The organism is Alcanivorax sp., from assembly GCF_040118815.1.
Lineage (GTDB): Bacteria > Pseudomonadota > Gammaproteobacteria > Pseudomonadales > Alcanivoracaceae > Alcanivorax.
This window is the reverse complement of the sequence record NZ_JBEDTC010000001.1, coordinates 168,415-180,783: the sequence shown is the minus strand read 5'-3', so window position 1 is coordinate 180,783 and position 12,369 is coordinate 168,415. Positions and strand designations below refer to the sequence as shown.

At 58.8% G+C, this 12,369-nt stretch carries 10 protein-coding genes and 1 tRNA gene; 3 read left to right on the top strand and 8 right to left on the bottom strand.

What is annotated here, in order from left to right; genetic code table 11:
- Positions 1 to 28: 28 nt before the first annotated feature.
- From ABNH18_RS00860 to ABNH18_RS00840, 5 genes are all read right to left on the bottom strand, one after another.
- Positions 29 to 113, bottom strand: a tRNA-Leu gene (locus ABNH18_RS00860).
- 56 nt (positions 114 to 169) lie between these two features.
- Complete coding sequence (locus ABNH18_RS00855) at positions 170 to 853, bottom strand: hypothetical protein (RefSeq protein WP_349380996.1); 684 nt, start codon at positions 851 to 853, stop codon at positions 170 to 172.
- Positions 854 to 950: 97 nt separating this feature from the next.
- Positions 951 to 1,805, bottom strand: a complete 855-nt coding sequence (locus ABNH18_RS00850) for a hypothetical protein (protein WP_349380995.1) — start codon at positions 1,803 to 1,805, stop codon at positions 951 to 953.
- A 104-nt stretch (positions 1,806 to 1,909) separates the two neighbouring features.
- Positions 1,910 to 2,467, bottom strand: a complete 558-nt coding sequence (locus ABNH18_RS00845; RefSeq protein WP_349380994.1) for a hypothetical protein — start codon at positions 2,465 to 2,467, stop codon at positions 1,910 to 1,912.
- A 192-nt stretch (positions 2,468 to 2,659) separates the two neighbouring features.
- A complete protein-coding gene (locus ABNH18_RS00840) occupies positions 2,660 to 3,247 on the bottom strand; it encodes a superoxide dismutase (protein WP_349380993.1) in 588 nt (195 codons plus the stop codon).
- Between the two features lie 330 nt (positions 3,248 to 3,577).
- Here ABNH18_RS00840 and ABNH18_RS00835 point away from each other — a divergent pair, with 330 nt between their 5' ends.
- A complete protein-coding gene (locus ABNH18_RS00835; protein WP_349380992.1) occupies positions 3,578 to 4,759 on the top strand; it encodes an acetyl-CoA C-acyltransferase in 1,182 nt (393 codons plus the stop codon).
- Between the two features lie 432 nt (positions 4,760 to 5,191).
- Positions 5,192 to 7,000, top strand: a complete 1,809-nt coding sequence (locus ABNH18_RS00830) for a beta-ketoacyl synthase (RefSeq protein WP_349380991.1) — start codon at positions 5,192 to 5,194, stop codon at positions 6,998 to 7,000.
- Positions 7,001 to 7,051: 51 nt separating this feature from the next.
- Here ABNH18_RS00830 and ABNH18_RS00825 read toward each other — a convergent pair whose 3' ends face one another.
- Positions 7,052 to 9,673, bottom strand: a complete 2,622-nt coding sequence (locus ABNH18_RS00825; protein WP_349380990.1) for a DUF6351 family protein — start codon at positions 9,671 to 9,673, stop codon at positions 7,052 to 7,054.
- Positions 9,674 to 9,954: 281 nt separating this feature from the next.
- On the opposite strand from ABNH18_RS00825, the gene ABNH18_RS00820 reads away from it, so the two are divergent.
- Positions 9,955 to 11,391, top strand: coding sequence for a phospholipase D family protein (locus tag ABNH18_RS00820; protein ID WP_349380989.1), 1,437 nt, complete (start codon positions 9,955 to 9,957; stop codon positions 11,389 to 11,391).
- A 164-nt stretch (positions 11,392 to 11,555) separates the two neighbouring features.
- Here ABNH18_RS00820 and ABNH18_RS00815 read toward each other — a convergent pair whose 3' ends face one another.
- Entirely contained in the window at positions 11,556 to 11,858 is a 303-nt protein-coding gene (locus ABNH18_RS00815) for a hypothetical protein (protein WP_349380988.1), read from the bottom strand.
- Between the two features lie 18 nt (positions 11,859 to 11,876).
- Positions 11,877 to 12,266: an MmcQ/YjbR family DNA-binding protein gene (locus tag ABNH18_RS00810; protein WP_349380987.1), complete on the bottom strand. Its 390-nt coding sequence runs from the start codon at positions 12,264 to 12,266 to the stop codon at positions 11,877 to 11,879.
- Positions 12,267 to 12,369 lie beyond the last annotated feature (103 nt).

The window sequence follows — 12,369 nt, the reverse complement described above, 5'->3', positions numbered from 1 at the left end:
AGGAAACTGTTGCGGCCTTTCTTTGTGATGGTGCGCCAGGAAGGACTTGAACCTTCACACCTCTCGGCACCAGAACCTAAATCTGGCGTGTCTACCAATTCCACCACTGGCGCAGTGGGCGGCTATTCTAGCAGGCTATCGAGTAATTACCAGCCCCCGAGCCCACCGGTTAACCTCCCTGCAGGATGCGGTAAAGCGCCTGCAGATCGTTGTCGATTTTGCTGACCCGGTTTTGCAGCGTACTCAACCGGGAATCATTCTGCTGTGACACTGGCTGCGCCACCGGTTGCGCCGGTGACCGGCTCGACAGGGTGGCCACGCGTGATGACAGCGCCTTAACGCTGGTACCCAACCCGTCGAGACGTTTGCCCAGCGCCACGGTGGCATCGCTGTTATCAGCGCTGTTCAATTTGGCCACCGCCACGGTGAGCCCACGGACTTTAGCGCTTAGCTGACGCAGGTCATCGCGCACGGAAGCCGCCACATTGGCGGACGCCCCGGCAGAGGCCTGCGGAGTCGCTGAGGCACTGGATTTTTGTTCTGCCAGCTCGGCGGCAAGCTGATAGTACTGTTGCCGTATTTCGCTGAGTTCCCGGTTAGCGGAACGCTGTCCCAGCCACAATGCCACCACCAGTAAGGCGGCAACCGAGGCCAGCCCCAGGGACAACCACAGCAGCCCGGAACGCCCTCCTTCCGACATGGCCACCGGCCCCTGCCGGGGCGGAGAAATAAACGGGGTGGAATCCGTATCGGGCAATGGCGCCGGCGGCGCCACCGCCAGCACGTCCTGGTTCAGGCCCTGCAACCGATTTGCTTTACTTTCCGATAGCGGACTATGCGGCATCTTGGCCATGGCAAAACGCTCTTTTTGATTATTGTTGGTTGGATATCAATCAGACACCAGGCCCGCCCCTCCCCCCGGAGAACACAGGCCCTTGTCGGTTACGCGATCAACGCCCTTCCAGTGAATCCAGGCGGCTATTGACCTGCAGACGATAGGCATCAAACGCCGCCACGGCGGCTTCAACATCGTCCACCCGACCATCCAGCGTCGAGATTTTCCCCTGGGCTTTTTCCACCTTATCCAGCCCGCTTTTCAGGCTGGTTTGCTGGCGCTCCAGTTGCTTGATGCTATCGACCAGTACTTCCACCCGGGTCTGCATTTGCCCGATCTGGCTCTGCCACTGGTCACTGCTTTTGTTCACCGCTGCCACCGCACTTTCCACCTGCTTTTTCAGCGCAGCGGCATCGGTGCTGATGCTTTTTAATTTCCCGTCCACACCCGCCTGACCTTTTTTAACCTCGTTCACCGAGGCAGACAGCGCGTTCAGGGCTTTTTTCTGTTCAGCAATGGCGGCTTTGTTACGCTTGTTGCTCAAGTCCCACAATTTGCGGATTTCACCCTGATTAGCTTCCAGTTTCTTGCCGTGGGACTGAACCGTATCCAGCAGTTTTCCGGAGGACTGGTTAAGGCTTTCATCGGTCGCCGACAGACGAGATTGAAGGTTGCCCATTTTTTCACTGGATTCGGTGAGCCGATTATCCAGCTGAGCCTGCAAACCAGCCACTTGCTTACTGAACCAGACGCCCAGAACCGCAATCAGCACCACCAACACCAGGCAAGCCATCATCCAGCCGCCATTGCCACCACTGGAAGACGCAGGCTTCTGCGGTTTCGGCTTGCCGCCGCCGGGGGGTGTTTTTTTGCCATTTCCACCCGACGCCGCACGGGGCGTGTTCGCTCGGGGTTCATCGACAGCAACCTCATTCAGGTCACCAAGATTGACTTCACGATCTCGCGTCATTCCAAAATCCTAATCAGAGCCTCGGCCAATTTTGCCAAGGTTCACACCAAAATACTGTTTACGGTATCGACTTTTGCAACCCATGCCCGTCATCAAACACCGCTCTATTTCTCTACGCTCTTATCGAATAGCGGCTGCTCCGTGGCAAAATAAATCATTTCGCCCAACTCGTGTTTGCCTTCCTCATTTTTCACCAAGGGTAAAAAAATCACCCACGGACGAACGATACGGTGATCCACTTCAGCCCATACACCAACGATTTTTTCTCCGTCATCATTGGTGATTTCATGGAGCCGAAAAAGTGCCATCAGATCCACATCAGGCTGCTCATTACTAATAGCCCGCAACTTACCAAACAATGCCCGTGCCCATTCATCGGCCGGTGGCGCATCCTCTTTTTCGCCAGAATAGCCCACCGCTTGTACCGTTTCACCGGACCGGATCAAGCCAAACGGGTACATGCCCCCGGAACGTTGAATCGCCTGCAAGGCCTGGCGAATCCCCGCTTCGGCCAAGGCATCCATGGCCTGCTGCTCCGGGCTTTTTGCTTCATCAGCAGCGCCCTTGGTTTGCGCTGCTTTTGTGTCACTTGCCTGCTCGGCGGCCATGGCCGGGTTCACCCACAGCCCGGCAAGCAACATCACTAATCCAATAAAACGCATACAACACCTTATTATTGTCATCACTATCGCGGGGTTCGACCGTCATCAGCCCAACAAGATCCCGAGCCTGTCGGACGCTACCAAACTTACTCTTTTACCGCCATAAAGACACAAAAAAGGCCGCAAAAGCGGCCTTTTTCATTGCCTGAACGGTATCTGCGAAGAAACCGTCAGGCTTTTACCCAGCCGGGTTTATGCAGCAAAGTTGCTGGCTGCAAAGTCCCAGTTGATCAGGTTCCAGATGGATTCCAGATACTTGGGACGGGCATTGCGGTAGTCCACGTAGTAGGCGTGTTCCCACACGTCTACAGTGAACAGCGGAGCCTGACCCTTGCCGTGGGCAATCGGGGTGTCGGCATCGTCAGTGTTAACGATTTCCAGGCTGCCATCGCTGTTCTTCACCAGCCAGGTCCAGCCGGAGCCGAAGTTACCGGTTGCTTTGGCGTTGAACTGGTTCTTGAACTCGTCGAAAGAACCGAAGGCCTTGTCGATGGCTGCGCCCAGATCACCACTGGGAGCGCCGCCGCCATTAGGGCTCAGGCTGTTCCAGTAGAAGGTGTGGTTCCATACCTGGGCTGCCTGGTTGAACAGACCGCCGTCGGCGCTCTTGATGATTTCTTCCAGGGATTTGCCTTCGTTGTCGGTGCCGGCAACCATGTCGTTCAGCTTGGTCACGTAGGCGTTATGGTGCTTGCCGTGGTGATATTCCAGCGTCTCGGCAGAAATATGCGGTTCCAGTGCATTTTTCTCGAACGGAAGCGGCGGTAATTCAAAAGCCATAGTCATTTCCCCTGACATCATGTTGTCCCATTGCTCACAGCAACGGGCCTAAATTCCCCGCAGGCAACCTGCCGGTGGCCTGCGGCCAAACGATAATAACAAGCTACCGGTCGTGATCTCTACTGCGGGCACTGGCTGGCAAGGCATTGCCTTTCACAATCATAGACAAAACCTATCAAATACCAGCGGCCCGTGACCGGCAGGTCCCTGTCAAATGGGGCGCAATGCCCTTGTTTCAAGTACAATGCGCCCCAATTTTTACGTTCCGTGGCGTTTCTTTTTCGTTTTTGCGTTTCAAGAGCGCCTTCAACTGTTTGGCAGGAGAAAAGCATGTCTGATGATGCAGTCGTCATTGTAAACGGTGCCCGCACCGCCATGGGCGGTTTCCAGGGTTCCCTGTCCGCGGTCAGCGCCCCGGAACTGGGTGCCGCGTCCATTCGTGAAGCCGTCGCTCGCGCCGGCCTGAAAGCCGAAGACGTGCAGGAAGTCATCATGGGCTGTGTACTGCCCGCCGGCCTGAAACAAGGCCCGGCCCGTCAGGCCATGCGTCTGGCCGGCCTGCCAGACAGCACCGGCGCCACCACCATCAACAAGCTGTGTGGCTCCGGCATGAAGGCCACCATGTTTGCCTACGATTCCATCAAGGCTGGCACCAACGATATCGTTGTGTCTGGCGGTATGGAATCCATGACCAACGCCCCGTACATACTGGAAAAAGCCCGTGCCGGCATGCGCATGGGGCATGGTCAGGTCATGGATCACATGTTCCTGGATGGCTTGGAAGATGCGGAAACCGGCCGCCTGATGGGCTCTTTCGCTCAGGAAATAGCCGATAAGCGCAGCATCAGCCGCGAAGACATGGATAACTACGCCATCGAATCCCTGAACCGTGCCAATGCCGCCGTTGAAAACGGCTGGTTCAAGGACGAAATCGTGCCGGTGACCGTGAAGACCCGTAAAGGCGAAACCGTGGTCGATACCGACGAGCAACCTGGCAACGCCAAGATCGACAAGATCCCCACCCTACGCCCGGCGTTTGCCAAAGACGGCACCGTAACTGCCGCCAATGCCAGCTCCATCTCCGATGGCGGCTCTGCACTGGTACTGGCCCGCGAATCCGTGGCCACCGAGCGCGGCCTGAAGCCGCTGGCACGCATCCTTGCCCACGCTACCAACAGCAAACACCCCAGCGAGTTCACCATTGCCCCCATCGGTGCCACCGAAGCGGTAATGAAGAAAGCGGGCTGGAGCGTGGACGACGTGGATCTGTTCGAGATCAACGAAGCGTTCGCCATGGTGGCGATGATGCCGATGCTTGATCTGGGCATTCCCCACGAAAAAGTGAACATCCACGGCGGCGCCTGTGCCCTGGGCCACCCGGTGGGCTCCACCGGCTCACGCATCATCCTGACCCTGATCCACGCGCTCAAGCGCACCGGCGGCAAACGCGGTGTGGCCAGCCTGTGTATCGGCGGCGGTGAAGCCACCGCAGTGGCCATTGAGCTGGTGTAAAACGCCAGACGCTGGACCTTGATGCCAGACAAAAACGGGGCCTTCGGGCCCCGTTTTTTGTTGGCGCCGCCCTCTGTATTCCACCTCTATCCCCCCTCCGTAGGAGCGGCGCTTGAGCCGCGAACCGCGCTTGCGCGGAAATCGCCCGTAGGGCGATCAGGTATTCCAGCGTCTAGCAGATCTTTCTAAATGATCACGCTTCTCTGCCTTGCTTCCGCTCGGTTCGCGGCTCGAGCGCCGCTCCTACAGCGGCGTCGTAGAATGGCAAAGCCACACCTCAAACAATCCACCCCGAAACATCCGCTTTCACTCTCAAACTCTGTTGCAATTTCCTGACCGGATTCGCCCTGTGTCGTATACGCAAAACCGGATTTCACCTGTACCCTGACCGGCTAGTCACCGTTTTGGGTTGGGCATAAGCCCGGGAGCACCATGTCAGCATTACCCGTTATTACCGCCATTGGCGGCATCAATGCGGCCGGCCGCAGTGCCCAGCATTTTGCATTTCAACGCCTGATTTTCGATGCCCTGGATAGCTCGCAGCAACGCGACACACTGAACGCCCTGTCTCGCCTTACCGGCAATGACAGTGACGGCGTCCTTGACCACACCCTAATCCGCGCCCTCCCCGACAGCCACCAACTCCACGGTGCCCTTGCCGGTACCAGCGATGCCCCCATTACGCTGGAAATGCGCAATATGGACCTGCCCGACAGCCTGCCACCGGGCTGGCGGGTCACCGCCGTGGACAAGCGTCGCAGCCGCGTCACCCTGCCCCCAGGCTTGGGCCTGCGCGTACCCCACGACACCCCGCGCCGAGTCAGCGCCGCCGGCCAGTTGCCAGACGGCTTCAACCCCGGCGCCCTGTACGCCTCCCGTAGCCACCCCCGCGCCCTGCAAATGGCCATCTTCGGGATCAGCGACGCGTTAGGCGACCTGGGCATGGACTGGGCGCAGGTGGCCGACCGGGTGCGACCGGATCAGGTCGCCGTATACGCCAGCAACCTCATGTCACAGATGGATGACAACGGCCTGGGCGGAGTCATGCGCTATCCACTCAACGGCCAGAGAATCACTTCCAAACAGGTCCCCCTGGGCCTGGGGGAAATGACCGCCGACTTTCTTAATGCCTACGTGCTGCACTCCGTGGGCACCACCGGTGGCATGCTGGGCGCCTGCGCCACCTTCCTTTACAACCTGGAAAAAGGCGTCCACGCCATTCGCAGTGGCCGGGTGCGGGTCGCTATTGTAGGCACCAGCGAAGCCCCGCTGGTGCCAGAAATCATGGAAGGGTATCGGGCCATGGGCGCCCTGGCGGAAGACCAGGCACTGGCCGCGCTGGACGGTGCAGCCCATGCCAACCTGCAACGGGCCTGCCGCCCGTTCTCCGACAACTGCGGCTTCACCATGGCGGAATCTGCCCAGTTCACGGTGTTGATGGATGATGCGCTGGCGCTGGAGCTGGGCGCCGACATTCTCGGCGCCGTGCCGGATGTGTTCATCCATGCCGATGGCGGTAAAAAATCCATCTCGGCTCCCGGCGTGGGTAACTACCTGACCATGGGCAAGGCCGCCGCCCTGACCCGCCAATTGATCGGCGAGAAAGGGCTCCGCCAGCACAGCTTTGTGCACGCCCACGGCACCGGCACCCCACAGAATCGCATTACGGAATCAGTCATCCTCGATCGCACCGCCAAGGCCTTCGGGATCGACCACTGGCCAGTGGTCGCCATCAAGGCTTACCTGGGGCACTCCCTGGGCAGCGCCGGCGGCGACCAGCTCTCTGCGGCGCTGGGCAGCTTTGCCCATGGCTGGTTACCGGGCATCCGCACCGTGGACCACATTGCCGACGACGTGCACCGCGATCACCTGGATTTCTGCCTGGAGCATCAACCCCACGATGACCTGCAGGCAACGCTACTCAACGCCAAGGGCTTTGGCGGCAATAACGCCACCGCCGTGGCGCTATCCCACACGGTCACCGAAACCATGCTGAAGCAGCGCCACGGCCAACAGGCGTTCGCCGGCTGGCAGCAGCGTCGCGAAGGGGTACGTGAAGCCAAAGCAGGTTTCCGCGAGCACTGCCTGACGCAAGCGCCAGCACCGATCTATCGCTTCAATGAAGGGGTTATGGCGGATGAGCACGTTAGCCTCAGCCATGAAGCCGTGCATCTGCAAGGAAGAGACGCCATCCCCTTTGATGATGATACGGGGCTGAAAGATTACCAACTTAAGCGGTAGTTGCGCCCAATGCCCTCTCCTGCTTGCGGGAGAGAGCTGGGGAGAGCGCGTTTATTGGATACCCACGCCAAAGGCCGGTGATGCCCACCCTTGGCGGGATGACGCAGCCTCACCCGGCAATGCCTCACCACCATAAATAACGTTCTGGGCATCCCCGTACTGCAACCAGGTTTCGGTGGGAGCTACCCCCACACCCGGCTTGCTGTAATCACATACCCCCTGCGGAAAAATCTCAGCGACCTGAGCAGCAAAGCCTTCCGGGTCCAGGGCGGTGGGGTAATCCGCCGGATCCACGGGTTTCAGCTGGCACTTGTTGGTGAGGGTTTCGATGCTATCGCCGGCCACCGTGCGCGGGGTGCCAAAGCGCGTCTGCACCACGGTCTGTTGCAGGCCCACCAGCGGGTCGGTAATGGGCGATAACAAATCCGCCACGGTGCCTAATAGATCCCCCAGAACGGGGATATCGGACACCACCGGTAGCTCACTCAGGTCCAGCCCGCACACTTGCCCCGTCAGAGCATCCACCACTACCCCCGCCTCTGGCGGAGCCGTGGGCAACAACGACAGGTCCAGCCCCGGCAGAATCGGCGTCGGGTATAGCAGGTTTCCACTGAGCGGCACGATGGCACCTTCCGGGCCCACCAACGAGGACACCGACAGGCAGCGGTCACGGGCGTAGACAGGTTTGTGTTCACGCACCTTGTCGCCAAGGCTCAACGCCGACTCATCCGTTTCAATCTCTGACAGCCACAAGTCCATCACCAGCAACGCTTCGGTGGTATAAATCGTATCGCCAAACAGCGGGGCCGGACCGTACCAGATCACCTGGTTATCCGCGTGCCCCTGCGCCCTTTCCAGTCGCGCGCGCATCTGCCAGGAATGATAGGCATCGTGGGCAATGCCCGGATCCGGACCTCGCAAATCAATAATCGGTACATTGGCCAGATGCTCGGCCGTATTGATGGCACCGGTTCGGTAGGCATTTTTCAGTGTCCGGCTGTCGGCTACGGTGCGCTCCGGCTGATAATCGATATCCACGCTCAGCCCACCGATTTCACGATTCACTTTCAGGAACTGCTCACCGGTAATGACCCCGTTTTGTAAGGCGCCCAAACCGTACTGCACCCCCACGTTATCCAGCGGGATGCCACCGAACCCCCGCGATAGCATTTGTTCGTTGGCGCTCCAGACCGCCGCCTCACGCAGGCCAAACTGGGATTTCATGTAATCCAGCAAACCACAGCGTAATCCATCAGGCGCCTCTTGAGCGTCATACACTGTGACCCCATCTTGCAGACCCGGGCAGCTATCCTGATCCGGGTACGCCGCCGGGAAAAAGGCCAGGTCCGACACCAGCGGGTTCAACGGCAGATGGCCATAGAAAGCCGACCATTGCACAGCGGGAATCACCCCGGAACTCAACAGCTGGGTAACCACCTGCTGGAATCCCTGAGGGTCGCTGGGCAATTGGTTGCCAAAGTACTGGCTAAGCAAATTGTAATCGGCAAACTGGGTGGCGGTGGTCCACACATCCGGGTAAGAGCACTGCACAATCAACCCTTGGTAAATCCCCGGATAGGCATTGGCCACATGCTGCTGAGTGATCGAGCCACCGGAGCAACCGGTACCGATGGTGTACCGGATTTCACCGTACTGCTCGACAATACGCTCCTTCCCCATCATCAAGGATTCCGCTGCTGTGACCAGGTTGGCGTTGTGCCCAAGGTTGCCTTGCGCCGTGGACAGCGTCATAAAACCCCGCCCAAGGGCGGTGGTGATACTGTCGCCCAGTAACAACTCCGCCCCCTCTGGTGCGGTACCCGCGATATCCCCCTGAGGCGGGTTACCCATGCCATAACTCACCCCCACATTGCCGCCGTGGTGAATCAACAATTTTCCATTCCACTGAGGCTGGGGACTAACAGCGGTCCAGGGTTGGTCCGGTTGATAGAGCGACATAATCAGGTAACGATCACGGTTCTGCACGCCCTCTTCCATGCGAACAATGAACGGCACCTCTACTCCGGCATCGGTGGTGATTTGCGCAATCTCATCCTGTGCGGGTGGGTTCGCCGGGTCATAGGACTGAAACGCCCCTGGCAGCCCCGGGTTCTGTGGATCGAAATTGGTCAGCAGTGTCTGCAACTTGTCGGCTGGCACATACTTGAACCGGTATTCAGCCGGCTGGTTACACTGGGCGTCCACTGCTGCCGCATTGGTGCATTGCCAGGGCTGAATTTGGGGCCCGGAAATGACCGGTCCACCATGGGGGTGATTCATGATCGTCCGCTTCAGTACTGAGGCATCCGCCAGCTCAACGCTGAGCTGGTTGGCACCCAGCACCAACCCATCAATCAGGCCTTTCAAACTTCCCGCGTCGGTTACGCTCAGCTGGCCGGTGATCTCGTTATCGCCTAGCCGTACCACAGCACCCTCCAGCAAGGCCGGGTCCGCAGCCACCACTTCAACCAGAGCATCGCCACCGCTAATCAGGTCCGCCCTATTGGAAAGCACCCGAATATCTCCCTCACCGGCAACCGGCTCGGCGGGAGCATTGGGGGAAGGCTCAGCAGGAGGGTTAGTGGTCACGGGGATCGAAGACGAGCTTCCGCCGCCGCAGGCTGACAGCAACATGGCCAGGCTGGTGAAAAGAGAAATCGCAAAGGCTTTCATAACAGGCTCCTTCCGGGCGCCAGCGGTGGCGCACGGGAATCAGCGTGGGCGCTGACTGTTCTTGTTAAGATCCACGACATACGCACGGGTAGGCCTTGATTGTCAGAGAGATACGGACGCCACACTGTTGTGGCACCGTAGTGCCATAGTTACCGTGGCAGCGGCATTCTTTGCAGAATGTTGCACGATTGTGCCAAATCAAAGAAAAACAGATGACATGTGCGAATGGCGCCCCGCTTATTAGCTGATAAGGTAGCCCCATCGAATGCACTGGACTACCTATGACCCGCCTGAAAATCGCCCTGCTGATGTTGGTTGCCCTGACCGCCAGCACCGCCCTCTGGCACCGCTACAAACCGCTTCCTCCGGGATTGAATACGCAAGGGGAAACCCATGCGGTGTACGGGCTCAAGCTGCTGATAGACGACACCTGGGAAAGCGGCAACGGTGGCGAAAGCACCCGGCTTAGCCGACAACATATCTTCGACGAATTCTTCCGCTTAATCGGCCAGGCGGAAAAACTCATCGTGATCGACATGTTCCTGTTCAACGATTTCCAGGGCACCGCCACCGACAGTTACCGGGCACTGTCCAGCGAACTCACCGACGCGCTGCTGACCCAACGCACCCGCCACCCGGCCATGCCGATTATGGTGATTACCGATCCCATCAATACGTTGTACGGCGGACTCCGCAGCAAGCACCTTACCCGCTTGAAGCAAGCCAACATCACCGTCGTCACCACGCCCCTGCCAACACTGCGCGATTCCAACCCCAGCTGGTCCGGCCTGTGGAGAATGTGCTGCCAATGGCTGGGCAACAATCCCGATAAGGGCTGGCTACCCAACCCCATGGGACCAGGCACGGTGCCGCTACGTAGCTATCTTTCGTTGCTTAACTTCAAGGCTAACCACCGCAAGACCCTGGTAGTGGATGAAGGCAAACACTGGACCGGCCTGGTGACTTCGGCCAACGCCCACAATGGCAGCAGCGCCCACAGCAACATCGGGCTGCGCTTTCAGGGCAATGCGGTTAACGACTTGCTGGCCAGTGAATTAGCCGTGGCAGAACTGACCAATACCCCGCTGCCCAAGCTACCCACCTTGTCAGCGCAACCGGCTGACCCGGCCGCCGACGCGCGCCTGCAACTGCTGACCGAAGGCGCCATTCGCGATGCCCTGCTCGCCACCCTCAACCACAGCCAGGCTGGCGACCAGGTGGATGTGTCCGTGTTCTATCTGTCGCACCGCCCGCTGATGGAGGCCCTGCTCGCGGCGCAACAACGGGGCGTACAACTGCGCGTTCTGCTGGACCCCAACAAGGATGCCTTCGGGCGTGAGAAGAACGGGATCCCCAACCGCCAGGTGGGGAAGGAATTGCACAACGCAGGCATCCCGGTGCGCTGGTGCAACACCCAAGGTGAGCAATGCCACACCAAGATGCTGTTACGTCGCAGCGCGAACAGTGCCGAACTAATTCTCGGCTCGGCCAACTACACCCGTCGCAATCTGGATAACCTGAACCTGGAGAGCAGCGTTCGCCTGATCGCTAGCCCCGAGCACGCCATAATGCAACAGGCCAGCGATACCTTCGAACGGCGCTGGGAAAATCGCTACGACGAAAAGCACAGCACCGACTACGAGGTGTATGCGGATGACTCGGTGTGGAAATATTGGTTGTATCGGGGAATGGAATTCAGCGGCTGGAGCAGTTTTTAGGGGTAGACGCCGTAGGAGCGCCACTTGAGGCGCGAACGCTCAGGTCCGAGTGGCGAGAAACGAGGCACGAGGGGAAAAAACTTTTCGAAACTCGAACCTGGTCCCTCGCTGCTAATGCAATTCGGGTGCAAGCACGTTCTACAGTGGCAATAAAACGCTGGCGGTTATTCTGTCGCCGGAGATTCTTTCACCGGCCGATTGCGATGCCAGTCTAGGCCGGCGACGGCGCCATTGATCAACCAGGCCGCGGCAACCAGGCCACCGGCCATGGGCCAGCCCCAGTTTTTTGGCAGCAATTCGGTGCCGGGAACGAACAACAGAAACAGCACGGTTTCCAGTAACGCCAACAACACCGGCGCGGCTAATCGGGCCGGGTAGTGCAGCTCCACACCCAACCAGCGCAACCCCGCCGCGCCCATGCTCAGGCCCAGCCAGATAATAATAATGCCACCGATCACTACTGCCATTGCCGTCTCCCTGCCTGTTCAGTTCTGGCCGCCATAGAGTGCTTCACGTCCGTGGCGCACTTCCATGCCTTTACGCACTTTTTTCGACAAGCCGTTGATCACCAATGCGAAGGAATGGTCAATCATGCGCTGAATCTCCCCTTCAGGAATGGAGCCATCCAGCTTGATCGTATTCCAGTGTTTCTTGTTCATGTGGTAGCCGGGCAGCACGGCGGCAAAAATATCCCGCAACGCCAAGGCTTGGTCCGGATCGCACTTCAAATTCATGCGCCCTTCGCCACCCTCCCGCCCCAGCGTTGCGAACATCTTGTCGCGCACTTTCATCACCGCCACATCCGGGCCAAAAGGAAAGTCTTCTCGCGCCTCGGGCTTGCCCAACAGATAGGTTCGTACCGCTTCAACATCCATGTCGATCACCTTTTATGTAGAAGCGTCGTTGGCGGCGCGAAAAAATCAGGCCCAAGCGACAAGCTACAAGGCACGATCTATACATCCACAAACCCAAAGGCCG